The sequence below is a fragment of the Kribbella sp. NBC_01484 genome, from assembly GCF_036227145.1.
In the GTDB taxonomy this organism is placed as follows: Bacteria; Actinomycetota; Actinomycetes; order Propionibacteriales; family Kribbellaceae; genus Kribbella.
On the sequence record NZ_CP109437.1, the window covers coordinates 1688443 to 1712923 of the forward strand.

The 24481-nt window shown below is 68.4% G+C and carries 28 protein-coding genes; 11 read left to right on the forward strand and 17 right to left on the reverse strand.

Features of this window, described 5'->3' with window-relative positions; all coding sequences use genetic code 11:
- Nucleotides 1–66: 66 nt before the first annotated feature.
- Nucleotides 67–675: an acyl-CoA-like ligand-binding transcription factor gene (locus OG555_RS08255; protein ID WP_329482208.1), complete on the reverse strand. Its 609-nt coding sequence runs from the start codon at nt 673–675 to the stop codon at nt 67–69.
- A 101-nt stretch (nt 676–776) separates the two neighbouring features.
- Between OG555_RS08255 and OG555_RS08260 the strand changes: the two genes are divergently transcribed.
- Nucleotides 777–1985: a TerC family protein gene (locus tag OG555_RS08260; RefSeq protein WP_329482209.1), complete on the forward strand. Its 1209-nt coding sequence runs from the start codon at nt 777–779 to the stop codon at nt 1983–1985.
- A gap of 267 nt (nt 1986–2252) precedes the next feature.
- On the opposite strand, the gene OG555_RS08265 is transcribed toward OG555_RS08260, so the two are convergent.
- Both OG555_RS08265 and OG555_RS08270 read right to left on the reverse strand, forming a co-directional pair.
- Complete coding sequence (locus OG555_RS08265) at nt 2253–2372, reverse strand: twin-arginine translocation signal domain-containing protein (RefSeq protein ID WP_329482210.1); 120 nt, start codon at nt 2370–2372, stop codon at nt 2253–2255.
- Nucleotides 2373–2374: 2 nt separating this feature from the next.
- Complete coding sequence (locus tag OG555_RS08270) at nt 2375–4240, reverse strand: glycoside hydrolase family 127 protein (protein ID WP_329482211.1); 1866 nt, start codon at nt 4238–4240, stop codon at nt 2375–2377.
- 171 nt (nt 4241–4411) lie between these two features.
- Here OG555_RS08270 and OG555_RS08275 point away from each other — a divergent pair, with 171 nt between their 5' ends.
- Both OG555_RS08275 and OG555_RS08280 read left to right on the forward strand, forming a co-directional pair.
- On the forward strand, nt 4412–5410 hold the full coding sequence (locus OG555_RS08275; protein ID WP_329482212.1) for a LacI family DNA-binding transcriptional regulator: 999 nt from the start codon (nt 4412–4414) through the stop codon (nt 5408–5410).
- A 79-nt stretch (nt 5411–5489) separates the two neighbouring features.
- Nucleotides 5490–6308, forward strand: coding sequence for a TrmH family RNA methyltransferase (locus tag OG555_RS08280; protein WP_329482213.1), 819 nt, complete (start codon nt 5490–5492; stop codon nt 6306–6308).
- Nucleotides 6309–6406: 98 nt separating this feature from the next.
- On the opposite strand, the gene OG555_RS08285 is transcribed toward OG555_RS08280, so the two are convergent.
- The gene (locus tag OG555_RS08285; protein WP_329482214.1) at nt 6407–7201 is read right to left on the reverse strand and encodes a class I SAM-dependent methyltransferase; all 795 of its coding nucleotides are present in this window, start codon (nt 7199–7201) and stop codon (nt 6407–6409) included.
- Between the two features lie 171 nt (nt 7202–7372).
- On the opposite strand from OG555_RS08285, the gene OG555_RS08290 reads away from it, so the two are divergent.
- Both OG555_RS08290 and OG555_RS08295 read left to right on the forward strand, forming a co-directional pair.
- Nucleotides 7373–7669, forward strand: coding sequence for a putative quinol monooxygenase (locus OG555_RS08290; protein ID WP_329482215.1), 297 nt, complete (start codon nt 7373–7375; stop codon nt 7667–7669).
- Nucleotides 7666–8418, forward strand: coding sequence for an isocitrate lyase/PEP mutase family protein (locus tag OG555_RS08295; RefSeq protein ID WP_329482216.1), 753 nt, complete (start codon nt 7666–7668; stop codon nt 8416–8418). The genes OG555_RS08290 and OG555_RS08295 overlap by 4 nt, the downstream gene beginning before the upstream one ends.
- Here the strand turns inward: OG555_RS08295 and OG555_RS08300 are convergent.
- Nucleotides 8394–9674 (reverse strand): bifunctional transcriptional activator/DNA repair enzyme AdaA, encoded by a 1281-nt coding sequence (locus OG555_RS08300; protein WP_329482217.1) that lies wholly within the window; start codon nt 9672–9674, stop codon nt 8394–8396. The two genes, OG555_RS08295 and OG555_RS08300, sit on opposite strands and share 25 nt — an antisense overlap.
- Before the next feature lie 135 nt (nt 9675–9809).
- Here OG555_RS08300 and OG555_RS08305 point away from each other — a divergent pair, with 135 nt between their 5' ends.
- From OG555_RS08305 to OG555_RS08320, 4 genes are all read left to right on the forward strand, one after another.
- Nucleotides 9810–10349, forward strand: a complete 540-nt coding sequence (locus OG555_RS08305) for an AAA family ATPase (RefSeq protein WP_329482218.1) — start codon at nt 9810–9812, stop codon at nt 10347–10349.
- Between the two features lie 101 nt (nt 10350–10450).
- A complete protein-coding gene (locus OG555_RS08310) occupies nt 10451–11134 on the forward strand; it encodes an RraA family protein (RefSeq protein ID WP_329482219.1) in 684 nt (227 codons plus the stop codon).
- On the forward strand, nt 11131–12012 hold the full coding sequence (locus OG555_RS08315) for an aldo/keto reductase (protein WP_329482220.1): 882 nt from the start codon (nt 11131–11133) through the stop codon (nt 12010–12012). The genes OG555_RS08310 and OG555_RS08315 overlap by 4 nt, the downstream gene beginning before the upstream one ends.
- A 43-nt stretch (nt 12013–12055) precedes the next feature.
- Entirely contained in the window at nt 12056–12589 is a 534-nt protein-coding gene (locus OG555_RS08320) for a hypothetical protein (RefSeq protein ID WP_329482221.1), read from the forward strand.
- Here the strand turns inward: OG555_RS08320 and OG555_RS08325 are convergent.
- Nucleotides 12564–13466, reverse strand: a complete 903-nt coding sequence (locus OG555_RS08325) for an LLM class flavin-dependent oxidoreductase (RefSeq protein WP_329482222.1) — start codon at nt 13464–13466, stop codon at nt 12564–12566. The genes OG555_RS08320 and OG555_RS08325 overlap by 26 nt on opposite strands.
- Nucleotides 13467–13558: 92 nt before the next feature.
- On the opposite strand from OG555_RS08325, the gene OG555_RS08330 reads away from it, so the two are divergent.
- On the forward strand, nt 13559–13984 hold the full coding sequence (locus tag OG555_RS08330; protein ID WP_329482223.1) for a MarR family winged helix-turn-helix transcriptional regulator: 426 nt from the start codon (nt 13559–13561) through the stop codon (nt 13982–13984).
- A gap of 113 nt (nt 13985–14097) precedes the next feature.
- On the opposite strand, the gene OG555_RS08335 is transcribed toward OG555_RS08330, so the two are convergent.
- The 3 genes from OG555_RS08335 to OG555_RS08345 form a co-directional block, all read right to left on the reverse strand.
- Nucleotides 14098–14304, reverse strand: a complete 207-nt coding sequence (locus OG555_RS08335; protein WP_329482224.1) for a hypothetical protein — start codon at nt 14302–14304, stop codon at nt 14098–14100.
- A 488-nt stretch (nt 14305–14792) separates the two neighbouring features.
- Nucleotides 14793–15239 (reverse strand): YciI family protein, encoded by a 447-nt coding sequence (locus OG555_RS08340; RefSeq protein WP_329482225.1) that lies wholly within the window; start codon nt 15237–15239, stop codon nt 14793–14795.
- Nucleotides 15239–16333, reverse strand: coding sequence for a hypothetical protein (locus OG555_RS08345; RefSeq protein WP_329482226.1), 1095 nt, complete (start codon nt 16331–16333; stop codon nt 15239–15241). The genes OG555_RS08340 and OG555_RS08345 overlap by 1 nt, the downstream gene beginning before the upstream one ends.
- 208 nt (nt 16334–16541) lie before the next feature.
- Here OG555_RS08345 and OG555_RS08350 point away from each other — a divergent pair, with 208 nt between their 5' ends.
- A complete protein-coding gene (locus OG555_RS08350) occupies nt 16542–17060 on the forward strand; it encodes a hypothetical protein (protein ID WP_329482227.1) in 519 nt (172 codons plus the stop codon).
- Between the two features lie 38 nt (nt 17061–17098).
- On the opposite strand, the gene OG555_RS08355 is transcribed toward OG555_RS08350, so the two are convergent.
- From OG555_RS08355 to OG555_RS08385, 8 genes are all read right to left on the reverse strand, one after another.
- Nucleotides 17099–17656, reverse strand: coding sequence for a potassium channel family protein (locus OG555_RS08355; protein WP_329482228.1), 558 nt, complete (start codon nt 17654–17656; stop codon nt 17099–17101).
- A 260-nt stretch (nt 17657–17916) separates the two neighbouring features.
- Nucleotides 17917–19281, reverse strand: coding sequence for a sensor histidine kinase (locus OG555_RS08360; RefSeq protein WP_329482229.1), 1365 nt, complete (start codon nt 19279–19281; stop codon nt 17917–17919).
- Nucleotides 19278–19676 carry a winged helix-turn-helix domain-containing protein gene (locus OG555_RS42780; RefSeq protein WP_442914490.1) on the reverse strand — a complete coding sequence of 133 codons (399 nt, stop codon included), beginning with the start codon at nt 19674–19676 and terminating at the stop codon, nt 19278–19280. Before OG555_RS42780 ends, OG555_RS08360 begins: the two co-directional genes overlap by 4 nt.
- Entirely contained in the window at nt 19663–19950 is a 288-nt protein-coding gene (locus tag OG555_RS42785) for a response regulator (RefSeq protein WP_442914491.1), read from the reverse strand. The genes OG555_RS42780 and OG555_RS42785 overlap by 14 nt, the downstream gene beginning before the upstream one ends.
- A gap of 57 nt (nt 19951–20007) precedes the next feature.
- Complete coding sequence (locus tag OG555_RS08370; RefSeq protein WP_329482230.1) at nt 20008–20661, reverse strand: hypothetical protein; 654 nt, start codon at nt 20659–20661, stop codon at nt 20008–20010.
- Between the two features lie 317 nt (nt 20662–20978).
- Nucleotides 20979–21632, reverse strand: a complete 654-nt coding sequence (locus tag OG555_RS08375; RefSeq protein ID WP_329482231.1) for a GPR1/FUN34/YaaH family transporter — start codon at nt 21630–21632, stop codon at nt 20979–20981.
- Between the two features lie 213 nt (nt 21633–21845).
- Nucleotides 21846–22637, reverse strand: a complete 792-nt coding sequence (locus OG555_RS08380; protein ID WP_329482232.1) for a class I SAM-dependent methyltransferase — start codon at nt 22635–22637, stop codon at nt 21846–21848.
- Between the two features lie 994 nt (nt 22638–23631).
- Nucleotides 23632–24312, reverse strand: coding sequence for a hypothetical protein (locus OG555_RS08385; RefSeq protein WP_329482233.1), 681 nt, complete (start codon nt 24310–24312; stop codon nt 23632–23634).
- Nucleotides 24313–24481: the final 169 nt, after the last annotated feature.

Here is a 24481-nt window from a genome sequence, read left to right on the forward strand (position 1 = left end):
CTTCCAGTGAAAATGGGCGTGACTGACTGCCCCGGCGGCGCCGGGGTATCTGCTGGGGTGTGGGTTCTAGTCGGGTTCGGGGAGGCCGGCGGTGATCTGGTCGAGAGCCTCCGACAGCAGGGCGGTCATGGATCGAGGTGGATCGCCACGCAGCCATTCGGCGCTCGCGGCCGCCCTGGCCGCGCCCACGACCTCTGCGACGAGATGCGGATACAGCCCACGGGTCCCGGTCCGGTCCGCGACGGCGGCGGCGAATTCCTCGCTCGCGGCGGCATACGCCCGCGCCATCTCACCCTGCAACGACGGCTCGGTGACCATCAGCCGGATCCCGGCCAGCCACCGCTGGTCCGGCGGCTGGTCGCCGCCGTGGCCTTCCACACCGAGCGCCATCTGCGACTCGATCGACGCCCGGATCGCGGGCCACAGCGGCTCGTCGGCCGGCCGCGCCCGCAGTTCGGCGGCGATGGCCAGACTGCGGTCGACCTCCCGGGCGGCGATCGCCTCGGCCTTGCTGGAGAAGTAGTTCCGGAACGTGCGCAGCGAAACCCCGGCCTCGGCCGCGATGTCCTCGATCCGCACATTGGCCAGCCCGCGCTCGACCGTCAGCCGCACCGCCGCCCAGCTCAGCGCGATCCGCGTCTCCTGCTTCTTCCGCTCCCGCAACCCTTCGGTCATGTTCTTGACCGTAGCAAACTTTGCCTTCTAGGCAAAGATGCCTTTTGGGCAAATTTTTGATTCAGGGACAGACGCCCATCGGGCATGGTTGGGTTGGGCCCATGACCGTGTCCCCGGTGGTCTGGATCCTGACCCTGCTCGGCATCGTCGCGCTGCTGCTGTTCGACTACTTCTTCCACGTCCGGTCCGCACATGTCCCGACGCTGCGGGAGGCCGCGATCTGGTCCACGGTGTACGTCGGCATCGCCGTACTGTTCGGCCTCGGGACGCTCGTGTTCGGCGGGACGGCGATGGGCTCGGAGTACTTCGCCGGCTACATCACCGAGAAAGCGCTCTCGGTGGACAACCTGTTCGTGTTCCTGATCATCATGACGAGCTTCCGGGTGCCGCGGGAGAACCAGCAGAAGGTGTTGCTGATCGGCATCGTGGTCTCGCTGATCGCCCGGTCCGCGTTCATCTTCGTCGGCTCGGCGCTGCTGCACACGTTCTCCTGGGTGTTCTACCTGTTCGGGATGGCGCTGCTGCTGACCGCCGGCAACATGCTCAAGCCGGAGACCGAGGAGTCACACCAGGCGCAGAACATCGTGGTCCGGCTGAGCCGGCGGCTGTTCCGCACCAGCGAGGAGTACGACGGCGACCGGCTGACCACCGTGGTCGACGGGCGCCGGATGATGACGCCGATGCTGCTGGTGATGATCGCGATCGGCGGCACCGACGTGATGTTCGCGCTGGACTCGATCCCGGCCATCTTCGGCCTCACCCAGAACGTGTTCGTGGTGTTCACCGCGACCGCGTTCAGCCTGCTCGGCCTGCGGCAGCTGTACTTCCTGCTCGACGGGCTGCTGGACCGGCTGATCTACCTGTCCTTCGGGCTGGCCGCGATCCTGCTGTTCATCGGCACGAAGCTGATCCTGCACGCTCTGCACGAGAACAACCTGCCGTTCGTGAACGGCGGCGAGCCCGTCGACGTGGTCGAGATCAGCACCGGGCTGTCACTGCTCGTCATCCTGGTCGTGCTGCTGATCACGATCTTCGCGTCCCTGTTCAGCACCCGCGGCCGGACGCAGACCGCGATGGCCCACATCCGCCGCGACGCGACCGCCTACCTGGATGCCGAATACACCGACGACCCGCACGAGCGCGAGCGGGTCTTCCAGCGGCTGCTGCGAGCCCGCGACCACATCATCGACCTCGGCCCGGAGGCCAGGCGCCAGGTGAAGAACGAGACCGAACTGATGGCCCTGTGCCGCCAGGTTGCCGACGCCCACGCCGCCGCCCACCCCGACCACGAAGTCCGCCCCAGCCTCTAACTCCGCCGCTGCCACCCCGAGCCGGCAGCCCCCGGATTCACGACAGGCAACCCTCCAACTGAGGGGATGCCCCCCGAGCCGGCGGCTTGCCCCCTCCGATTCTGAATAGGCAACCCTCCAGCGGAGGGGATAACCCACGAGCTGAAGGGTTGCCTCGAGTTCGAGGGGTTACCCCGTGAGTTGGAGGGTTGCCCGCTCGGATTCTGAGTGGGTTCGCCCAAGGGGAGGAGCCTGGCTAGCCTTTGACCGCGCCGGAGGCGAGGCCTGTCACGTAGAAGCGTTGGAGGCCTGGACGTCGGGTTCGGCCAGGACCGAGCTACAGCCCGGTACGGCGCTCGCCGTGGTCGCCGCGGCCGCCAGGCCGAGGAACGTCCGCCGGGTGAGCATGATCAGGCCCTCGGCAGCCAGACGCGCATGGCGCCGATCTCGCGGTTGGCCCAGGCGTAGTACGGCACCGCGACCACGTCCACCTCGTCGCCGGTGTCGTCCTGGGCCGAGGGAGTGAACGACCAGCCGTCATGATGACCGGTGCCGATCCGTCCGCGCGTCCTGAGCACAGTGACGCCGTCCAGCAGGTCGTTGTCGTGGCTCGCGGCAACTGATGCCTCCGGCAACAGATGCAGGTCGTCGACGTTCTCGTCCTGGTCCACCTGTTCGACCGCGTAGACGAGTGGCCCGCGTTCCAGCGCGACACAACCGCGGACGGCGTCGACGCGTGGATCGGCGCCGACCACGCGAGTTGCCATCGGCAACTGCAGGTCGATCGCGTCAGCACTCACGTCGGCATAGGTGCCCGCTTGCACAGATTGACCGTTGACGGTGGCACCATCTGCCCAGGCCGGGATCCTCAATTGCACTGCCACTGGTTTGGTGGCCGTGATGCGAACTGCGCCGTCCCACGGGTAGGCGGTGTCCACGGTCAGCTCGGTGTCGCCGACGGTCAACGTGCCGGCGGCGTACTGGTGGATCTGGATCGCACCATCGCGTGTGGTCGCGAGGTAGCCGTCGAGGCTGGCGAGAGTACGCATGATGTTCGGCGGGCAGCAGGCGCAGTCGAACCAGCCGCGCCGGCCGTGCGCGGGGCTGCGGCCGTTATCCGCATGGGCGCCACCCCGCAACTGCAGCGGGTTGACGTAGAAGTACTCGGTCCCCTTCAGCGAGACCCCCGCGAGGAAGCCGTTGTAGAGCATCCGCTCGACGGCATCGGCGTACGACGCCTCACCAGTGGCGAGGAGCATCCGCCAAGCCCACTGGATGCCGCCGATCGCCGCACAGGTTTCGGCGTACGCGCGGTCCGCGGGCAGCTCGTACTCGTCGCCGAACGCCTCGCCCTCCCAACGCGCACCCAGACCGCCGGTGACATACGTCTTCGTCGACCACATGTGCTCGAACTGCCGTTTCAGCGCGTCGAGCAGGTCGGTGTCGCCGGTCTCGAGGGCGACGTCGGTCGCTCCGGCCGCGAGGTAGACCGCGCGCACCGCGTGCCCTTCCACCGACGTGGCCTCGCGGACCGGGACGCGATCGGAGAAGTACGCCGGCTCGTGACCGTGGTTCTTGATGATGCCGTGGCCACGGGCCTCGACGAACCACCTGGCCTGGTCGAGGTAGGCCGTCGTACCGGTTTCCCGATATAGCTCGACCAAGGCCATCTCGATCACCGGGTGGCCGTCGACGTCCACAGTCTTGTCGTCGCCGAAGGTCGCGACCAAGTGGTCGGCGAGCTTGACCGCGACGTCCAGGAGCGCACGGTCGCCGGTGCAACGGACCTGCGCGACGGCGGCCTGGATCAGGTGGCCGGCGCAGTAGTGCTCGTGGCTCCAGACGAGTTGCTGGTAGCGGCCCTCGTCGCCGTACCGGAGCTGGACGACCGAGTCGAGGTAACCGTCCTCGCGCTGCGCGGCGGCGACCACCGAGGTCAGGTCGCGGATGCGCTTGAGCAGGTCGTCGTTCGGATTGCGCCCGTACTCCCAGGCGGCGGCCTCGAGCCACTTGTAGACGTCGGAGTCGGCGAACACCGGGCCGATGGCCTCGCCCTCGCCCTCTGTCGTACGCAGCCCGGCCGCGAGGCGCAGGTTCTGTAGGTTGCCCGCCGTCTCCAACTGGTCCTGACCGCTGGGGATCGCGTCCTCGCCGTTGCGGGCCTGGCGCGGTGCCCAGAAGCCGCCGGTGATCTTCGCCTGGCCGAGTCCGAGGGGCCGCCAGCGGCCGTTGGTTGCGGCGGCCGGGCTGCGGGAGGTGGTGACTGCTTCCGTCATAGGACGTGACTCCTGGGGAAGGTTAGGAAAATCCGGAACACGTTTTCCTACACGAAGTTAGAGAGGTTCCAGGCCTCGGTCAACCCCTCGGACCTGTCGGACCTGGCAAGGTTCGGACAGAGCGGTCAGCCTGCGGTACTGTTTCCGGAAAGTTCGGAAAGGAGTTGCCGGATGCCGTCACGCGGTCCCTCGCTGCCCCGGATCACGGATGTGGCCGCGCTGGCGGGAGTCTCGACGAGCACCGCGTCGAAGGCCCTGAACGACACCGGCCAGCTCCGCGAGGAGACCAGAGAGCGGGTACGGCGGGCCGCCGAGCAGCTCGGATTCACCCCGGACAGCCGGGGCCGGGCGTTGTCGTCCGGCCGCAGCTTCACGGTCGGGCTGATCACCACCGACAGCTCCGGCCGGTTCAGCATCCCGATCATGCTCGGCGCGGAGGACGCGCTGAGCGCGGGCGAGATGGCGCTCGTGCTGTGCGACACGCGGGACGACCCACTGCGCGAGCAGCACTACCTGCGCTCCCTGGTGTCGCGGCGGGTGGACGGGATCATCGTGACCGGTCGCCGGACCGAGGCACGCGCGCCGATCGACGTACCGATTCCGGTGGTCTACGCCTTCAGCCCGTCGACCGATCCGGCCGACACCTCGGTGGTCGCCGACGATCACGGAGGGGCGCGGTCAACGGTGCGACATCTGCTCTCGCTCGGTCGGCAGCGGATCGCACACGTGACCGGACCGGCGACCCACCAGAGTGCGCGGGATCGCGCCGCGGCGACGGTCGAGGCGGCCGGCGACGCGCTGGCCGGTGAGCCGATGCATGGCGAGTGGACTGAGCGATGGGGGCGGCACGCGGTCGACGTACTGCTGCGCACGACACCTGATCTCGACGCGATCTCCTGCGGCAGCGACCAGATCGCGCGGGGTGTCTGCGATCGGCTCCGCGAGCTCGGCCGCTCGGTGCCCGACGACATCGCCGTCACGGGCTACGACAACTGGTCCGTGATGGCGCTGGCCAGCCGGCCGCCGCTGACCACTGTCGACCTCGAGCTCGAGGAGCTCGGCCGCCGTACCGCCAATCTGTTGCTGGACGCGATCGCCGGGTCGCCGCATCCCGGCCTGATGGAGTTGCCCACCCGCTTGGTCACCCGGGAGTCGACGCTCGGCACCTGACACCGGATGGTCGCCCGTTCGTCCGCCGTTGGTGCGGTCGAGACGGCGGCGAGCGCACGGTCGGCCGTAGGGTGGGGGGGTGCAGCGGATCTCGGCGCGGAATGCCCGGTTTCAGGTGTGGCAGGCGTGCCTGACCAATCGGACCAAGCGGCAGCGGGCCGGGGAGTTCCTGGTGCAAGGGGTGCGGCCGATTTCGCTTGGCGTAGACAACGGGTGGCCGGTGCGGACGGTCATCACCGATGCGTCGCGGCCGTTGTCGCGATGGGCCCAGGAGTTGTTGCAGCGGTTGCCCCGCGTCGAGCGCGTCGCGATGGCGCCGGAGCTGTTGGCCGAGCTCGGCGAGAAGGACGAGACGGCGCCGGAGATGATCGCTGTGCTCGAGCTGCCGCCGGACGATCTGGAGCGGATCGAGGTCGGACCCGAGTTTCTCGGGGTCGTGTTCGACCGGCCGACCGGACCGGGGAACATCGGATCGATCATCCGGTCCGCCGACGCGTTCGGCGCCCGCGGCGTGATCGTCACCGGGCACGCCGCCGACGTCTACGATCCGAAGGCGGTGCGCGCGACGACCGGGTCGCTCTTCGCGGTTCCCGCCGTACGTGTGCCGTCGCACCGTGAGGTGCTCGACTGGGTCCGGCGGTCCGCGATCCCGATCGTTGTCGTGGGCACCGATGAGCACGGGTCGGTCGACGTGTTCGACTTCGACTTCACCCAGCCGGCCCTGGTGCTGATCGGGAACGAGACGAGCGGGTTGAGCGCCGCGTGGAAGGAGGCCGCGGACCAGTTGGTGCGGATCCCGATCACCGGCTCAGCCAGCTCACTCAACGCGGCCAACGCAGCGACCGCCGTCCTGTACGAGGTCTCGCGGCAGCGTTCCCCTTCGTCCAAGACCCGGTAACCTCGCGGTCTTCGCATCTCCAGGCCATCACAATTGACAGTCAGGCGCACACCCACGTCAGGCCAGGCGGGAATCCTGCAGTTGTGATGGCCTGGCGGTCACGCGGTGCAGAGCAGTTCGCCATGCAGGATCGAGATCCAGCCGTCGGGCCGAGCTGCCCAGGTCTGCCAGGCCTTGGAGATGGCGCTGAGCGTCTCCTCGGGGACGCCGGCCGCGCGGGACTGCTCGGCGAGGGCGGACTTCAGGATGCGGTCCGCCCACATCCCACCCCACCAGGCGCGATCCTCGTCGTTGGCGAAGGTCCAGGTGGTCGCGGTCGCGTCGACCTGCTCGAAGCCGGCCGCCAGCGCCCAGGACAGCAGTCGCCGGCCGGCGTCCGGCTCGCCGCCGTTCGCGCGAGCCATCCGCTGGTACAGCGCCATCCACTCGTCCAGCTCGGGAAGCTCCGGATACCAGACGAAGCCGTGGTAGTCGGAGTCCCGGACCGCGACGATCCCGCCCGGCTTGCAGACGCGCCGCATCTCCTTCAGCGCCTGCACCGGATCCGCGACATGCTGCAGGACCTGGTGTGCGTGCACGACGTCGTACGTGTCGTCCGGAAGGTCGAGGGCGTGTCCGTCGCCGACCGCGAACTCCACCTGGACGTCGAGCGTGGCGAAGGTCGCTCGGGTGATGTCGAGCGCCGCCTCGCTCGCTTCCAGCGCGGTGGTCCGGCCGGGCTCGACCAGGCGGGCCAGGTCGGCGGTGATGGTGCCGGGACCCGCTCCGACGTCGAGCAACGACATGCCGGGCCGAAGATGGGGAAGCAGATAGCCGGCCGAGTTCCCGGCGGTGCGCCAGCTGTGCGAGCGCAGTACCGATTCGTGGTGGCCGTGCGTGTACACGTTGTTCATCCCAGGCTCCTTTGCCCCTTGCCGACAGGATCCACGCTAGCGCAGAATCTTGTTTTATGAGACACATCGTCTCGGATAATGGACTGCCGGAGATGGCCGAATATGGCCAGACCCGCGGTGGTCCCGCGCGGGAGTCTTGAGGGGCTGAAGACAGACCTCAGGAGGAATCAAGTGCTGGCAAAGGTGTTTCCGATCAAGTTGAAGGACGGCAACCAGGCGGCGGCCGAGGAACTCGTCCGGGAGTTCGCGCCGAAAGGCCCGGGCGGCGAGGAAGGGACGCTCTCGTTCCGCGTGTACCGCGACCCGAGGAACCCGGACTACCTGCTCTTCGTCGAGCACTTCGCGAACCAGGCGGCGTACGACGAACACACCGGATCGGCGGCGTACCAGGAGTTGATCGCGGGCAAGTTCGCGGACCTGATCGTGGAGTTCGTAGAGACCGACCACGAACTGGTGGTGAGCCTGTGACCACGCAGACCGATCTGGCCCGGCGGCTGCGCACGCTGCACGCCCAGCCGCCGCTGGTGCTGCCGAACGCCTGGGACGCCGGCTCGGCGCGAGCGATCGAGGCCGCCGGTGCCGCCGCGATCGCGACGACGAGCGCCGGCGTCTCCTGGGCCGCCGGGGTGGAAGACGCCGGCGGCCTGAACCGTACGACGGCGATCGCGGCACTCCGCGCGATCTGTGCGGCCGTGTCGGTCCCGGTCACCGCCGACATCGAGGCCGGGTACGACGACGTGGCGGCAACGGTCGCGGCTGCCCTCGAAGCCGGTGCCGTGGGCATCAACCTCGAGGACAGCACGGGCGGCGGGCTCGACGATCCCGCGGTTCACGCCGCCCGGATCGCGGCAGCGCGCGCCGCAGCAGTTGCTGCAGGCATCGATCTCGTGATCAACGCCCGCACCGACACGTACCTGTTCGGCGACGGCTCGGGCACGGCCGACCGAGCCAAGGCGTACGCCGAGGCCGGCGCGGACGTCCTGTTCGTGCCCGGCGTCGTCGACCCATCGACCATCGAACAGCTCGTGAAGGAGTCACCACTCCCTCTCAACGTGATGGTCGGCCCAGGCGCACCGACCGTCGCCGAACTGACCGCGCTGGGCGTGACCAGGATCAGCGTCGGCCCCGCCATCACCACTGCCGCGTACGGATTCGCGACCGCCGCGGCGAAGGAACTGCTGTCGAGCGGCACCTACGAGTCGCTGAGCACCCGGTGAACGGCGGCGAGCGAGCGCCACGGTCGTAGCCGCTCGGCGTCGTCGTCGAACGGCCAAGCGTCCCGAGCACCAAGCCGCATCGCCACCTGGTGTGCGGCCTTGGTGCTGACGCCGGGCACCGCTTCCAGCGAAGCGATCAGCGCCTCGGCGTCCTCTCCGCCGTCCAGCACGACGTTGCCTGCAGCAACTTCCTGCGCGAGCGGGCCGACCAGCTCTGCCTCGGTCAGGACCCGCGGACCCGGGAAGGCGTGGGTCAGGCTGTGGCCAAGACCGGGGACCGGCATCCCGTGAACTGCGACGAGCTTGTGGAGTACGTCGTACGCATCGTCGCCTGGGAGCTGGTCGCGGACGACTGCCTGGACGGCGACCTCGAACGGGCCCCACGCGCCGGGGACGCGGACGCCGGGGCGGGCCGCGATCAGTGGGCCGATCACCGGATCGCCGGACAGGAGAGTCTTCGCGAGGACCGGCTCGGCGTCGAGCCCGACCAAGCGGGCGGCGCGGTCGACGACATGGATGACGCCTTCCCAGTACGGCAGATGTGCACGCAGGAGCAGGTGATCGGACCCTCCCGGGCCGATCTCGAGCAGCCCAGGGTCGCCGTCCAGTGCGATCGTCCGCCGGTAGATACCGTCCTCTACCGACTCCACACCCGGGATCGCGCGCTCGGCGAGGAACGCGCTCATCGCGTCCCAGTCGTACGGCGGGGTATACGGCAAGCGCAGTACCAGACCGCCGTCGGCGACCAGGCGATCAGTCCGCCGCCGGCGGTCGCGCAACTCGCGCGGGCTGGCGCGGAACACCTCCTGCATGGCGCGGTTGAACTGCCGCAAGCTGCCGAAGCCGGCCGCGAACGCGATGTCCGCGATGCCGAGCTCGGAGTCGTCCAGGAGCCGCCGCGCGAAATGCGCCCGCCGGGAGCGGGCGAACTGATCAGGCGTGACGCCCAGGTGCTCGTGGAACATCCGGCGCAGGTGCCGCGCCGACAACCCCAGTCGCGCACTCAGCGCCGCCTCGCCCGACTCGTCCAGCACGCCGGCGATGATCAGCTGCACCGCCCGGCAGACCAGCTCGGGCGCGTCGTCCGCCACCGCCCCGGCCACCCGGTACGGCCGGCAGCGCAGGCAGGCGCGATACCCGGCGGCCTCCGCGGCGGCGGGCAGCTCGAAGGTCCGCACGTTCTCCGCGAGGGGTTTCGCGCCGCAGCCCGGGCGGCAGTAGATCCCCGTCGTACGCACGGCCGAATAGGTCGTCATCGATCCACTGTCACCTCCGCCCCACGGGGAGTCCGGCCACATCCGGACATCACGCTAACCATCTCCACCGACAGTTCCTGAACGCGCGCCTTACGTTCGGTGGAGATCGCGGGCCGGGGTCGCTAGGGTGCGGCGGTGCAGTCGAAACCGATGGTGGTTGTGGTGAGTGGTCCGCCGGGAACCGGGAAGACGACCCTGGCGCACCGGGTGGCGGCCGCGATCGGGTGCCCGGCGATCTGCCGGGACGAGATCAAGGAAGGCATGGTGCACGCGACCCCCGGGTTCGTGCCCGGTCCGGGCGATCCACTGACGATGCGGACGCTGTCGACGTTCTTCGACGTGATCGGTCTGCTGGTCGGCCGCGGTACGACGGTGGTCGCCGAGGCCGCGTTCCAGGACCGGCTGTGGAACCCAGGTCTGGCCCCACTCCTCGGTCGAGCCGACGTCCGCATCCTGCACTGCACGGTCCCGGCCGAGGTCGCGCTGGCCCGGATCAACGCCCGTACGACGACCGACCACCGCCGGACCGCCCACGAGGACGCGCAGATCAGCGCCGAGGCCCGGCTCCGGACCCACAACGCCTTCCAGTCGGTCGACTTGCCGGTCCCCGCGTTGACCATCGACACCACCGCCAATCCACCACTCGACGAGATCTTGGCCTTCTTGAATGCCTAACGACAGGAGGTAGTCGGCTCAAGGCTGCTGCGAGCGTGGTGCTTAAGCGGAGCGCGGCCGGGCATGGTGGACTACCTCCTGTCGTTAGAGAGGGGATCTGGATGCTGAACAGGTTTGAGGGACTGACCACGGCGCACATGGCGGACGCCTGTGTCCGGGCCGGGGTGCCGGTACGCACGGTGTCGTTGACGGCCGTGGCAGGCGGCCGGGTCGCCGGGCGGGTGCTGCCGGCGCAGCACGTGGGCAGTGTCGACGTGTTCCTGGAGGCCTTCGAGTCGGCCGCGGAGGGCGACGTACTGGTCGTGGACAACGGCGGCCGGCGGGACGAGGCGTGCGTGGGTGACCTGGTCGCCCTCGAAGCCAAGGCTGCCGGCGTCGCCGGCATCGTGATCTGGGGCCTGCATCGCGACACGGTCGACATCATCGCGATCGGCCTTCCCGTCTTCAGCCTCGGCGCGCTGCCGACCGGACCGCTCCGCCTCGACCCGCAGCCGGCCGATGCGTTGTCCACGGCAACGATCGGCGACTGGACGGTGACCCGCGAGGACGTCGTACTCGCGGACGAGGACGGCGCGATCTTCGTCCCGGCCGACCGTGTCGAGGAGTTGTTCGGGCTGGCCGAGTCGATCCGGGACACCGAGCACCAGCAGGCCGACGCGATCCGCGCCGGGCGGTCGCTGCGCGAGCAGGTCAGGTTCGCCGACTATCTGCTCGTGCGCGCCGCCGACCCGTCCCTGACCTTCCGCCAGCACCTGCGCCTAGTCCGAGGAGCGATCGAAGAATGAGTGCAGCCGCCGCCGGTACCTGGAAACTGGGCGACGTCACGGTCAACCGGATGGGCTTCGGTGCCATGCGGATCACCGCGAATCCCGATCGCTCGGTGGCGATCGGCGTACTGCGTCGCGCGGTGGAGCTCGGCGTCAATCACATCGACACGGCGGCGTTCTACGTGTCGCCGGGCGGAACGCTGCGGGTCGGCGAAGGGCCGGTGCGGTACGCGAACGAGCTGATCCGTGAGGCACTGGCGCCGTACCCAGAGGGTCTGGTCATCACCACCAAGGTCGGACCCGGCGAGGACTCTGACCGCGGTTTCTACCATGCGACGACCGCGGCCGAGCTGCGCACGCAGGTGGAGACGAACCTGCGCCAGCTCGGCGTCGACTGTCTCGACGTGGTCAACCTGCGCATCATGAAGAAGCCCGGAGCGGACTCGATCGCCGACCGGTTCGGCGCGCTCGCGGACATGCGCGACGCCGGGCTGATCCGTCAGCTCGGCGTGTCGAACATCCGCGCCGACCACGTCGACGAGGCGCTCGCGATCGCGCCGGTCGTGTGCGTCCAGAACAGCTACGCGATCGACCTGCGCGGCGATGAGGACGCCCTGATCAAGCTGTGCGCGGAGCGGGACATCGCCTACGTGCCCTTCTTCGCGATCGCCGGCGGTTCCCGCGAAGACGGAGCCGCGACCAACCACTCCGACGCCATCCAGGCGATCGCCGACAAGCACGGCGCCACAGCCCAACAGGTCCGCCTCGCCTGGACCCTGCACCAGTCCCCCAACGTCCTCGCCATCCCCGGCACCGGCAACCCCGCCCACCTCGAAGAGAACATCGCCGCCGGCACCCTCCACCTGTCCCCTGAAGAACTCGCCACCTTGACCTGACCCCGCCGTACGCTGAGTGACCAGCTGGTGTCGGGGGGAACTCATGCGGAAGCGCATCATCATCGGCGGTATCGTCGTCGCCGTCCTGTTCTTTGCCTGGTTTGCAGACAACCGGCACGGCGGCGCACTCGAGACCGGCGGCACTTACCCGGAGAGCGGCGCGCCGATGGTGGGCACGGATGTCTACTTCATGACGTTCGGCCTGACCAATAGGAGTGGCGGCCCGCTGACGGTAGTCACCATCGACTCGGACGTCATCACCGACGGCCTGGAGTTCGTCGAGGCGCGGATCTACACCTGGGACGACTTCATCGGCGGCGTCCCGGCCACCTGGACGCCGGGCGACGGGGGCCTGTGGACCCCGGAGACCGTCGCCTCCGTTCCGGCGATCGGCTACCGGATATCGGGACACCGTGGCCTCGACGGCAAGGTCATGTTCGCGCACTTCCGGGTGACCACCGGCCGGCGCCCACTGACGGCGTCCGGACTGCGTGTGACCTACCGGCATGGCTTCCGGGAGCACATGCAGACCGTGCCTGGCGTCTACTCGCTCACGAAACCGGGCTCGGCTGGCTGATTGCGGCGCGGATGGCGGGGACTACTTCCTCGGACCAGCGGGCCAGTTGGGTCTCGTACGGGTCGGAGCCGCGGGGGAAGAGGGTGAAGCCGGCGGCGTTGTGGTTGAGGATGGCGTCGGTGAGTTCCTCGATCCACTGGGCCGGGGAGCCGCCGATCCAGCGGCCTTCGGCGTCGCGGGTACGGCGTACCGGGGTTGCGGTGATCGCACCAGGGAAGTTGTAGATGGTGGCGACGTCGGCGGGTTTGCGGCCGACCGAGAGCGCGGCCTCGTCGATGATCGGGCGGGACCAGCGGAAGCTGTCACTCAGCCAGTCCGCGGCGTGGCCGGGGATCCAGCCGTCCGCCTGGCGGCCGGTCGCGGCGAGCGACTTCGGGCCCTTCGAGCCGGTCCAGATGAGCGGCGCGGCGACGGCAGCCGGTCGGAGGTCGCCGATCGGGTAGTGCTTGGTCGGGGCCGGGCGGCCGCCGTCGGACATCGAACGGACCAGCTGCATCGCCTCCTCGAAGGCCTCGACCGCCTCGGCCGGGCTCAGCTCCGGGACGCCCATCGTGGTGATCCGGTCCCACGCGCCGCCGGCGCCGAGGCCGAGGACGAATCGCCCACCCGACAACGCCGACAGGGCGGACGCCGTACGTGCGAGCACCGGGGCCGGACGCAACGGCAGATTGGTCACGTTGACGAAGGCCGACAGCCGCTCGGTCCGGCCGAGGATGAAGGCAATCGCCGCATACCCGTCCAGCAGGTCGGCGACATAGGGGTGATCCGACAGGCTGACGTGGTCGAGCCCGTCGCGGTCGGCCCGCTCCGCGAGCCGCAGGATCGCGGGCACGTCGCCGAGCTTGTCGGGTGAGCCATATCCGAACTTCACAGTCATCGCAGTCCTCCAGATAGTTCGTACATCTAAATAGTAGTACCACGAACTGTTAGGCCTGCAAACTATCCGGCTGCCGGACTATCATGGCAGACATGGCGACGACGACGGCACGGGATCAGCAGCTGGCCGCGGCTCTGGTCCAGACGATGCATCGGCTGCAGGATCTGCACGCCGAGACCAGCCGGCCGCTCGGCCTCACGCCGCAGCAGGCGCACCTGCTCTGTGTTCTCCTCGGCGGCCCGCTCGGCATGACCGAGCTCAGCCGGATCCTCAGCATCGAGCGCTCGAGCCTCACCAGCATGGTCGACCGCCTGGAACGCCGCGACCTGGTCATCCGGACCGCCAACCCGGCCGACCGCCGCGCCAGCCACATCGAGCTCACCCCCGCCGGCCGCTCCCTGGCCCACGACGCCCACAACGCCGTCGTCGACCGCATCGAAGCCCTGACCTCCGACCTTCCAGCAACTGCCCGCCAGACGCTCACGACCACGCTGCAGACGATCCTCGCCCGAGCTTGACGCAGTACCAGTACGTCGCCTCGCACGACGCCCGGATCGCCTACCGGGTGAGTTGTACCGGCCCGGCGCTCGTGCTGATATGGAGAGTGAAGGTCTCGAAGGTTTAGCGCCGATCACAACCAGCCCTGGCTGCTCGGTCGCGAAGTGGGCTCTGCGGACGTCAGCGGGGTCGCCTGATCCCACAGCCGGTCGAAGACATAGAGCAGTACGTCGAGCAGGCTGCACGGGTGGACCACGATCGCGCTCGCGATGTCGCGCTGGTCCGCCGACTGGGGAATGAAGGCCACCTCGCGGTCGAAGGTGGCGAGCTTGAGCGGCAACTCTTCCCGGCGTCAAGACCGGCGAGCAGGCCGGTGGTCACCTTGGCCTGCCAAGGCTGTGGCGGTGTCTGCGTAGGTGTCGCTGTTGCGGCGACGGCCGGCGCCGGAACCAACTGCAACGCCAACAGCCCGGCAAGCACTGCCGGTACGGCGCCGCGCATCCAGCGCCGTCCCCGTCGCGAACCCGGCGAGCGAACCATCGAGCCTCGCCCTGACGACACAGCTCGCCCGGAAGCTGAGGACGGACGTGGCAGCGGAGCCGGCATGCGAAACCTCCAGGTCAGGATTCGCCCGGTGGACGTTAGCGGCCGGGCGCAACGTCCAGCAGTCTCGTCAGCGCCGGGACCGGGTGTCCAGGAACCTGCGCGGCCCCATCTGGCCACGGCCAGAACTGGCCGCAGCAGGCTTCTCAGTCCCGCCGGCCACCGAACTCCCACGGGTGCACGTCCGTGAGCTTGGCTGACAGCAGTACGGCGGCGTGCTGGGCGTCAGGTGCTTCGACGAGGGCTGCGCGGCCGAGGTGGGTGTCTTCGGTGAGGTCGAGCAGGTCGCCGTACATGATCAGGGTACGGCGACTCGACCGGCCGCGGCTCGTCCTGCGTGAGGACGAGGTAGCGGCGGGAGCCCTCGACGGCGCTGGTGAAGTCCCACATCGTGGTGCCGACGCGTTTGTCGAAGCGACAGAGCAGGATCTCGCCGAAGACGCCGGCACGGTAGTAGGGCTCGTCGTACGCGAAGGAGCGCGCCGCCGCGACGTCCGGCAGATCCACGATGTGGAGGCTGCCGGTCGTCTCCTCGCCGTCCTCGGTCAGGGTCGGGCCGCGGGCGATCAGGGCGTCGGCGTACCCGTCCATGAACGCCCAGTGCTCCTCGGTCAGGTTGACCTTGAGGCCGAACCCGCCGGGCCGGTCGCGTCCGTAGACGAAGTACTGCATCAGGTCGCGAGGTGGAGGCGCAGGATCGTGTCGTAGTCGACGATCTCCACGCCCGCGTCGGCGAACTCGCCGGCGGCGACAGTCTCCTGGGTCGGGATGATCAGGAGCTTGCGCGGGTCGCTGACCTCGACGGCGTACTTGGTCTGGGCGAACGCGCGGTTCTCGGCGGAGTCGAAGTACTCCGCGTACCGAGCGAGCTGAGCGGCGCCTTCCGGCACCGGCGCCTTGAAGGCACGGCGGCGCTTCTTGCCGTTGGTGGTGTCGGCGACCGGGAGCTTGAGGTCGCCGATGATGTGGCTGCCGTCCGCGCGCTCCAGGATGAAGTCGGGCTGCAGGTCGTCCAGGAAGGGCTGGCGGATCAGCCGGGTCGCGTCGAACGCCGACAGCAGGATGCTCTCGTTCGCGTCCAGGAACTGGTCGACGGTCGCATCCTGGAGACCGTGCGCGAGGTAGGTGCTGGCGAAGGCGTCGCTCTTCAGGTCAGCGGCGTCCGCCGGCACGCTCAGGGTGCCGATCGGGTCCAGGTGCGGTCGGGCCGCGGAGTAGTTCTGGAGGAAGGTCAGGTACTTGTCCGCGGGCTCGGACCGGTGGATCGCGATCGCGAAGAACGTCCAGTGCAACCGGATCGACTCGTTCGCCGTGTGCACGAGCAGGGTGCGGTCGAAGGTCGAGTAGTTGCCCGGCGCGAACTGCAGCAGCTGGTCGCCCGCCCCCACGAACTCCTGCCCCAGCATCGTCACCGCGCTCGGGAACCGGCCGTCCAGCTCCCGCCGGCCGGTCTCGGTCGCGATGGTCGCGTCCTTGAACAGGTTCTCCCCCGACAGCTTGACCACGGGCGAGCCGGTGCCGAGGCCGAAGTACTCCTCGACGCTCTGCGCCTTCTGCCGCCGGACCTCGAGCGAGCGGTACTCGCGGCTCACCCCGACGAGCTCGAGGATGTTCCAGTCCGGGGTCTCGGTCAGCACCATCATCCGCGGGAACAGCAGCGGCCCGGTCAGCTCATTGCGGTGACTCGTGGGCAGATGCTCACTCACGCTCCGCAGGTGATCCCCCCAGAACTGCCCATTCACCTTCACGAACTCAGTGGGTTTCATCGCTCTCCTCGGTCACGAACCTGGTCAATCAATAGCAAACCGCTCGCTGTCCCAACGCTATTCCCCACCTAGCGGCGGCGTGGGTTGCGTACCGCCCGACCAGGTCGTCGGCCAACGGCCCCGCGTCCGGGACGGCGTCGGTCCACAGCTCTCGCAGTCCAGCCACCCGCCAATCCTGACAGACGGCAGTTTCGGGGAGGATGAGCCCATGAACGAGGACGAGGACTTCCTGGCTGAAGCACATCAGATGGAAGCCGAGGCCGAACGCATCCGGCAGGAAGCCGAGGACGTCACCTCGGACCCTGCCGCCGTGCAGGAATGGATCCGTCAGTCCAACCTGATCTACGGCGGGCTGGCGGCCGCCGGCCTGGTCGTGGTCCAGCCGTTCCTGTCCGAGACCTCACTCGACCCGTCGGCGCTGGTGTGCGTGATCGCGTTCGCCGTCTCGATACCGCTACTCGCCGCGCTCCTGGTGCTGAACCGGCAGGAGGAGTTCCGTCGCCGGACCAGCAAGTCGCCACTCGTCAGCGTGGCCAAGGCGATCGCCCAAGGCTCCGCGTTCGCCGGCATCGCCGCAGCTTTCTGGCACATCTCCTTCATTGCCGGGATCGTCTTCCTGGCCGTCGGCTGCGTCGCGGTAGGCGTCCACTCCTCGGGCTACGTGCACCTGGAGTACGACTCGAAGTTCCGCTCCAGATTCCGCCCCCGCAACCCACCCGAGGCATGACACCACAAATCGGCAGGCTGACTCCCGAAATGCAGATGTCAGGCGCCTGCGGTCGGGGTCCCCGGACCCTTGGGTGCGATCTTGACCGCCTGAACGAACACCCTGACCACGGCACCGAGCAGGACCAGGTCGAGGATCATCTGGGTAGTTACTATCGCGCGGGCGTTCTGGCTGGTGGCGACGATGTCGCCGAAGCCCACCGTCGAAAAGACCGTGACCGTGAAGTAGAGACTGTCGCCGCGGGTGAGCGCTGTCAGGTTGAAGCTCCCCGGGCTGGCCTGCGACATCATGTAGTAGGTCGAGGCGAACAGCAACAGGAACGTCGGTCCGATCACGGCCAGTGCCTGAATCGCCTTGGCCGCGGGGTGGGCAGCCCGGATGATCGAGCGCACCTCGAGCACAGTCACGGCGGAAAGAATGACGATACCGCCGGCGACAATCACGCCGAACGGCAGCTTCGCCACCTCGTCGAGCGGCAGAAGGAAGTACGCCACCAGGAGGACGGTCAGGGTGCTCAGGCCCTGGACAAGAGCGACCGCGAACACCCGACGCCGGTCAGCCGGCATCGGCGTCTGGATCTCCGCAGGGTCGGGCATGCCGCCTCCTTTGCTCGGGGATCACTGTCCACCAGTGTCCTCGTAGACCACGATGCGGACGATCTCCTGGTGACAACGAGTTTCCGCGCATCCCGTGTCGACCGCCCACAAGCACAGGTCGGACTGCGTGAGGCTCTGACTCAGCTCCGGCGTGCCGGGGGAACGTTCGCCGTTCCGGTCGGCCTCGACTTCAAGGGCGCCGCCACGCGAACCTGCGCAACTGGATCGCCGCGCTCTCCTGAGAACGCAGAGCCAGACCTTCAACTCGGTGTTGCCCAGGGCTCAGCGTGTTCGCTACACACCGGCAGTTTCAAGCGCAGTACCGCGCCGCTTTGACACGGCACGACTTCGGCCGTCCCGCCATGCGCCTCGGCAACCTGTCGGACGATGGCCAGGCCCAGTCCGGATCCGGGATGCGCGCGGGCAGCGGGTGAGCGGTAGAAGCGGTCGAAGACGAACTCGAGGTCGCTGTCAGGGATCCCGGGGCCGGTGTCCGCGACGTCGAGAGTGCCCTCCTTGACGCTGATCAGGACCCGGCCGCCGGACGGGCTCCATTTCACGGCGTTGTCGACCAGGTTCGCAACGGCGCGTTCCAGCGCGTCGGGGTCTCCGTGGACGAGGGTGGGCGCGCAGGTCAGGTCGAATCCGATCTGCGCTGCCCGACGTGTCGCGCGGGCCGCGACGCGCTCGGCGACGAGGTCCAGGCGGACGTCTTCAGTGTGGAAAGCGGGCTGGCCGTAGCGGGCCAGGTCGACCAGGTCGTTGATCAGTGTCTTGAGTTCGCCGGCCTGGTCGAGCGCTTCGGCGGCGAGGTGTGGGGCCTGCGTGTCGGCCAGATCTTCCGCCAGCAGTTCGAGGTTCACGGTCAGGCTCGTCAGTGGCGTGCGCAGTTCGTGCGAGGCGTCGGCCACCAGGCGGCGCTGAGCGCCGACGGACTCGTCCAGGGCGGCGGTCATCCCGGCGAACGCAGAGCCGAGCCGGCCAATCTCGTCCTGGCTGTCGGCGGGGATCGGGATGGCCAGGTCGCCGGTCGTGCGGATCAGTTCGACGGTCTCGGTGAGCCCGCGGACGGGTCGTAGGACGCGGCGTGCGGCCAGGCGTGAGGCAAGCGCTGCCAGGAGTCCGGCGGCCACCGTCGATGCGGCGAGCAGCCAGGCGAGTCGGCGCAGGTTGGGTGCGGGATCGGATTGCGGGATTGCGGTGCGCACCAGCGTGCCGGGTGCTCCTGGGAACGGGGCGGTGTAGATGCGGTAGGCGACGCCGCCGTAGACCGCGTTACGGAAGTAGGCAGCGGCGGTTCCGTTCGCGACCCCGACGTCGCGGACGGTGAGGTCGACGAACTGCGCCGACGGCCCGGCCTGGACCGGGCCCGGCACGATTTGCAGCTGGGTGCTCCCGATCCCCAGCGGAACAGCTGGGAAGACCGACTCGTTGGACGTCCCCCGGAATTTCTCCTTGATGGCTTTCGCCACGTCCGGTGCCTGGCCGGCCGCCGCCACCAGGGAGCTGTCGATCTGGCCGCGGAGATTGGCCTCCACGGCCGGATAGAGAACCACCGATACGAGCAGCATCGCACCAGCGGCTATGGACCCTCCGGCGATGGCCAGCCGGGTGCGCAGGTTCATGGCTCCTCGCGCAGGACGTACCCCAGGCCGCGCACCGTCTGGATCAGTCGGCTGCCGCCGTCCGCTTCGAGCTTGCTTCGCAGGTAGCTGATGTAGACCCACAGCGCGTTCGACTCCGGGCCGAAGTCGTAGCCCCAGACGGACTCGAAGATCTGGGTCCGGCTCAGGACGCGGCGGGGATTGCGCAGGAACAACTCCAGCAGGGACAGCTCCGTCTTGGTCAGCTCCAGGCGCCGGCCGGCGCGTTCGGCCCGGCGGCCGCTCAAGTCCAGTTCGACGTCGGTGAAGTGCAGCACCTCGTCTCTTGCGCCGCTGCGCCGCAGCAGGGCTCGAAGTCGGGCCCGCAGCTCCTCCAGAGCGAAGGGCTTGGCCAGGTAGTCGTCAGCCCCCCGCATCGAGCCCGGCGACCCGGTCGGTGACCAGGTCCCGGGCCGTCAGCATCAGGATCGGCGTGTCGTACCCGCCCGAACGCAGCGTCCGGCATACCTCGAGCCCGTTCGGTTCGGGCATGAGGACGTCGAGCACCACCGCGTCCGGGCGGAACACGCCGTGCTCGGCGAGTGCGGACGCCCCATCAGCGGCGGATGCCACGTCGTAGCCGTCGCGGCCCAACGCATGCTCCAAGGACCGCCGCACACCCGGGTCATCGTCCACGACAAGTATCCGCATGGTCGTCCATCCTCGCCGTCGATCATGAAGTTGTGATGATGTGAGACTAGGCCGCTGTCAGCCGTTGGCCAGTGACTGCTTCAGATCCCCCAACGCGGTCTTCAAACGGTCGGCGCTGACCCCGAGCGAGTGGGCGACATCACGGAAGGCCTTGGACGTCGGAACGATTCCGTCGGGAGCCGAGACCAGAGCGACCAGGGCGGCCTTGGCCTTGGCTTGACTGACGCCGAGGGCCGCGGCCAACCGTGCCGCTGCGGCGTTGCTCGCGAACGGCGAGTTCCGCGGGTCGTCCGCCCCCTTCTTGCCCTTGCCGTCGTTCTTGTGTTTGTCGTCGGCACGAGGGCGCCCAGGCTTGAGAAACAGCGGTTCCACGGCGGCCTTGACCCGCGAGGCCGGCAGCCCCAGGTTCGCCGCGACCGCCCTGACGAATGCCTCCGGCGTAACGGTGGTCGAGCCGGCCAGCGACTTCTTGGCCGCGACCAGCGCGGCGTCGAGCCGGGCGGTCGTCACCCCGAGCTTCGCCGCGGCCGCGGCGATGTCGGCATTCCCGGTCGGCTTGGACTTACCCTCCACCTCCACCTTCACGGCGGCACCGGACTTCGCGGCGCCGGCTTTCGGATCCGAACCGGACGTCGCCGCCGACGCAGTACCGGTTGTGGCCAGTGCGACGAGCGTTGCCGCGGCCGCGACCAGCCGTGTGCGTTTCATCATCGTGATTCCTTTCGTCCACGAGCGCGCCGGACGAGAACCGGCGCCGTGGCAACAACACAAACAGCGCGGCCTCAGGTGTGGTTTCAGCCAGCTTTAGAGCTTCCTTAGAGGAGGCCCGCAGACGTCAGTGGAGGCTCACGCGACCAAGAAACGAGCTGAGTTGTCCTAGGCCGCACGAGCTCGGTCCGTCAGCGAGCAGACGCCCGTAGATCGCCGCTGTCAGCCGGACACGACGAAGCAGCCCCTGGTCTGCGTTTCCGCAGGTCAGAGGCTGGTTTGGTGCTGGTGGCATCCCGCCGGACACCATCAACCGCGGCTCAGCTATGGAGAAGAGGCTGTCCGAGCGGAAGCGCTTTACCGCCTGTCGCCTGCGAGGCCGAGCTGAAGAACAGGTAGACACCCACCGCGGCGAAGACGAACACCACCACACCGGCGACCTTCAGCGTGCCGGCTGATTGCTGCAACGTGCCGATCAAGACCAGCACCAAGGCAATTTCGATGAGCACGAAGAGCACCGTGTAGGCAATCGGCAGCCGGAGTGTGGCGAGAGTCAGCATCCCGATCACCACCAGCCACGAGATCAGGAAAACGCCCTGCGTATGGAGGGCGTCCGCAGCGACAATGGCGAACCAGTTGTGCGTCAGGCCCAGTACGAGCATTCCGTAGCTCAGCCAGAAACCGGCGAAGATGCCGAAAACCCCGGCGACCGCGCTCTGGCCGACAGCTGCCGCCCAGACGGCCGCGATCACCAGGCCCAGGCCGGTGGCCGCGACGATCACGGGGATCGACGCCCCCACCGCCGCCGCAGGCACGTAGCCGACAAGGACGAGGCCGAGCGCGACCGATCCCACGATGAAACTGGGGAGACCGATCAGGGATGGGTCTCCGGTCACCGCTGGGACCGCGGCCTCAGCGGCAGGTTGGGAGCGTACCTCTGGCGCACCTTGGGCATCGGCGTCGATAGTCGTCATGGCAAGCTCCTTTCGGGCGCATCCCGACGCTGGAACTTTATGCCGCTGCGCGCCCGGCACATGTCTCGATTTGAGGCACCGCTCGGCCCGGCACTCACGCAGTACTCAAGGGGCACGCCACGCTGCTCCAGAAGGCGTACTGCAACCCCGTCCACCCCAACACATCAACGCGGTTCTGAGCGGGGGCTCGGCGCCTCACAACTGGACACGGGCCTAGGACCCTTTGACCGCCTTGGTGGCGAAGTAGCCAGGCAGCCAACCGGCCGTTACCTCCGACTGGTGTGGCGCGTCGGCGAAGCCGGTGATGGCGAACCCCGCGGCGGTCTGCCCGCCGATCTGCTCGGTGAGCGTGTGGCTGTACTCCAGCGGCGAGTCGGCGCCCCACAGCCGCTCCCGCTCGCCTGGCTCCAGATGGGTGACGTCGCTGTACGGCAGGCGGTGCCGCACGACCAGCTCGCCGCGCGTGTCCATCGCGTCCGCGTCGAATAGGTAGACGTCCGGGTTGACGAAGCCGGACAGCAGCGTGCCGCCCGGCCGCAGCACGCGGTGGCACTCCCGCCAGACCGGGGCTAGCTCGGGGATGAAGAGGTTGGAGACCGGGTGTACGACCAGGTCGAACGAGGCGTCCGGGAACGCGCTCAGGTCGCGCGCGTCGCCGAGTACGGCACGCACGTCGAGCCCCTCCCGCGCGGCGACCATCTCGTCCTGCGCGAGCTGGCCGGGCGAGTTGTCGAAGACGGTCACCCGCGCGCCGGCCGCGGCGAGCACCGGCCCCTGCTGCCCGCCACCGGAGGCGAGGCAGAGCACGTCGCAGGCGGCGATGTCCGGAGGAAACCAGGTCGGGTCGACTGGCTCGTACCCCATGAGGACGATGGACCACTCACCGGCCCGCGCCTTCGCGACCACCTCGGGTGTCACCGGCCGCGACCACTCGTTGCCCTTCTCCACCTCGCGGTCCCAGGCGCGGCGGTTGTGGGCGACAGGATCTGTGTGCGGCTCGTTCATGCGCCGAATGCTAGCCGCGCCGGGCTCGTTGCGGCGGCTGATGGCTGCTGTGGACGAGGACGAGGGCGAGGCGGCGTAGGTCCAGAAAACCAGGGCAGGAATAGGGCACAGACATCCCTAGATCGCCGGTGCTGGCCGGACACAGTCGGACATGGCAAGAGAGCCTCTGAGCTGCGTTTCCGCAGGTCAGAGGCTCTTTTGGTGCTGGTGGCGGGTGCAGGGTTCGAACCTGCGTAGGCATACACCGACAGATTTACAGACTGGGCCAAGACCTGCCCTGACCTGCAGTGTCGGGGGCTACGCCGACCCGATTGACAAGCCATCGACAGAGGAGCGCGCTGGCTCTCTCCGGAGGCGCGACAGGTCTCGAAACCTGCCAACCAATGACGGATGCGCCAACGCACGGATCTGCCGATGAGCGGGCGTCTGTGCAAGGCTGGCTCGTACCCGGACGCGCATGGAGGAACAGTGCGGTATCACCTCAATCGCACGACCGAGGGGCTCGTCGAGATTGCTCTGGAGGATGACCTCCCCTTGATGCGCGACGCGTTGCAGGACAGCCTCGACAGCCGACCGCCGCGGGGTGCACCTCAGGACGGCCCTTCAACCTATTGGATCGACATGGCCATCGCCGGTCTGCGAAGTCGCTTGGAGGACGGGAGCTCTGAGCCATTCGCATCTGGAAACTTGACGTATCTCCAGTTGCAGGGGACTCAGGTGGAGGCGCGATATGACTTCGACCCTGTCGACAGCGACTCGGTGGACCGTGTACCTGCTGAGGAGTTCATAGTGCTGCTGGAGGAATGGCGCCAGCGCGTGCTGGATGAGTCGCCCGATGCTGCCCGCCGAATGCCTCCGCCGAGACCTGCGCGTCCGATGCCCCCTGCCTAACGCGCGCATCTGCCGCCGAGAGTGAAACACGACCATGCCGATGATGGTCCTCGGCTGCTCGATGTGCTCAGGGCGCATATCGCTCCGGTGCCGGACCGGGTTGTCAGGCAGGGCTCAGCGCTGGGCGGAGGCGGAGCAGTCCATCGGGCAGACTGTCGGCCCAGTCGGCCATCTCGGCCGTGACCCGGAATAGTTCAGCCCTGATGAATGGCTGAGCTTGCGCGTCCGCTCTGGTGTCGAACGTTTCTATGCGCCACTCCCTCCAACGGGCCAGCAGGACGTCGCGGACCTCGTCGAGTTGAGCGCGGGTGAACCGGCTGGGTACCACGCAGAGCTGATTTTGCAGTTGCGGGGATAGCTGCTGGGTCACCGCGTCGACATCGGTGGTGGCGACGACGAGGACTTCCTGGCCTGCGGAGGGACGGAAGATCACCCGGGTGACCATCGCCCCGGACGATGCCAGGTCGCCGTAATCCAGGCCAAAGACCAAGGCGTCATGCCGCCAGCCGCCGGGTGGCGGCGGGCACGGTGGGTCCGTAAAATCCGCACGCGGCTCCCGAGCAGGGATGTCCGGTGACTGTTCCTCGACCTCGATGCTCTCGTCGCGCCATGTCCCGACCACCGAGACATAGCCCGGGCCTCGGTTCGTTGCGAACTCGGTAAGTACCGCCTCGGCGTCGGCCCAGATCAGCCGGATCGACCGATCCGACTTCCAGCCCGGCGGTTTGAAGGTCAGAGCATGGACGCGGGCCAGGTCCAGCCAATCACCGTCCGGACCGGCCATGAACCGACCCCGGGTCCGGACTCGATCCCCTGCCTCGAACACCAAATCCCTGGCCGCCATGAATCCATGGTCCCTCTTCTCGCACCAGCTGGGTTCGGAACGACCCGAAGCCGCCAGGCCCGCCCCGCCTCTACTCGGCAAAGTGACCGCAATTGCCGCGGACACTGAA

Coding starts and splice junctions, on each gene's coding strand:
- OG555_RS08255 (WP_329482208.1), bottom strand. CDS start 675: ATGACCGAAGGGTTGCGGGAGCGGAAGAAGCAGGAGACGCGGATCGCG.
- OG555_RS08260 (WP_329482209.1), top strand. CDS start 777: ATGACCGTGTCCCCGGTGGTCTGGATCCTGACCCTGCTCGGCATCGTC.
- OG555_RS08265 (WP_329482210.1), bottom strand. CDS start 2,372: ATGCTCACCCGGCGGACGTTCCTCGGCCTGGCGGCCGCGGCGACCACG.
- OG555_RS08270 (WP_329482211.1), bottom strand. CDS start 4,240: ATGACGGAAGCAGTCACCACCTCCCGCAGCCCGGCCGCCGCAACCAAC.
- OG555_RS08275 (WP_329482212.1), top strand. CDS start 4,412: ATGCCGTCACGCGGTCCCTCGCTGCCCCGGATCACGGATGTGGCCGCG.
- OG555_RS08285 (WP_329482214.1), bottom strand. CDS start 7,201: ATGAACAACGTGTACACGCACGGCCACCACGAATCGGTACTGCGCTCG.
- OG555_RS08300 (WP_329482217.1), bottom strand. CDS start 9,674: ATGACGACCTATTCGGCCGTGCGTACGACGGGGATCTACTGCCGCCCG.
- OG555_RS08310 (WP_329482219.1), top strand. CDS start 10,451: ATGCTGAACAGGTTTGAGGGACTGACCACGGCGCACATGGCGGACGCC.
- OG555_RS08315 (WP_329482220.1), top strand. CDS start 11,131: ATGAGTGCAGCCGCCGCCGGTACCTGGAAACTGGGCGACGTCACGGTC.
- OG555_RS08320 (WP_329482221.1), top strand. CDS start 12,056: ATGCGGAAGCGCATCATCATCGGCGGTATCGTCGTCGCCGTCCTGTTC.
- OG555_RS08325 (WP_329482222.1), bottom strand. CDS start 13,466: ATGACTGTGAAGTTCGGATATGGCTCACCCGACAAGCTCGGCGACGTG.
- OG555_RS08330 (WP_329482223.1), top strand. CDS start 13,559: ATGGCGACGACGACGGCACGGGATCAGCAGCTGGCCGCGGCTCTGGTC.
- OG555_RS08340 (WP_329482225.1), bottom strand. CDS start 15,239: ATGCAGTACTTCGTCTACGGACGCGACCGGCCCGGCGGGTTCGGCCTC.
- OG555_RS08345 (WP_329482226.1), bottom strand. CDS start 16,333: ATGAAACCCACTGAGTTCGTGAAGGTGAATGGGCAGTTCTGGGGGGAT.
- OG555_RS08350 (WP_329482227.1), top strand. CDS start 16,542: ATGAACGAGGACGAGGACTTCCTGGCTGAAGCACATCAGATGGAAGCC.
- OG555_RS08355 (WP_329482228.1), bottom strand. CDS start 17,656: ATGCCCGACCCTGCGGAGATCCAGACGCCGATGCCGGCTGACCGGCGT.
- OG555_RS08360 (WP_329482229.1), bottom strand. CDS start 19,281: ATGAACCTGCGCACCCGGCTGGCCATCGCCGGAGGGTCCATAGCCGCT.
- OG555_RS42780 (WP_442914490.1), bottom strand. CDS start 19,676: ATGCGGGGGGCTGACGACTACCTGGCCAAGCCCTTCGCTCTGGAGGAG.
- OG555_RS42785 (WP_442914491.1), bottom strand. CDS start 19,950: ATGCGGATACTTGTCGTGGACGATGACCCGGGTGTGCGGCGGTCCTTG.
- OG555_RS08370 (WP_329482230.1), bottom strand. CDS start 20,661: ATGATGAAACGCACACGGCTGGTCGCGGCCGCGGCAACGCTCGTCGCA.
- OG555_RS08375 (WP_329482231.1), bottom strand. CDS start 21,632: ATGACGACTATCGACGCCGATGCCCAAGGTGCGCCAGAGGTACGCTCC.
- OG555_RS08380 (WP_329482232.1), bottom strand. CDS start 22,637: ATGAACGAGCCGCACACAGATCCTGTCGCCCACAACCGCCGCGCCTGG.
- OG555_RS08385 (WP_329482233.1), bottom strand. CDS start 24,312: ATGGCCGGTCCGGACGGTGATTGGCTGGACCTGGCCCGCGTCCATGCT.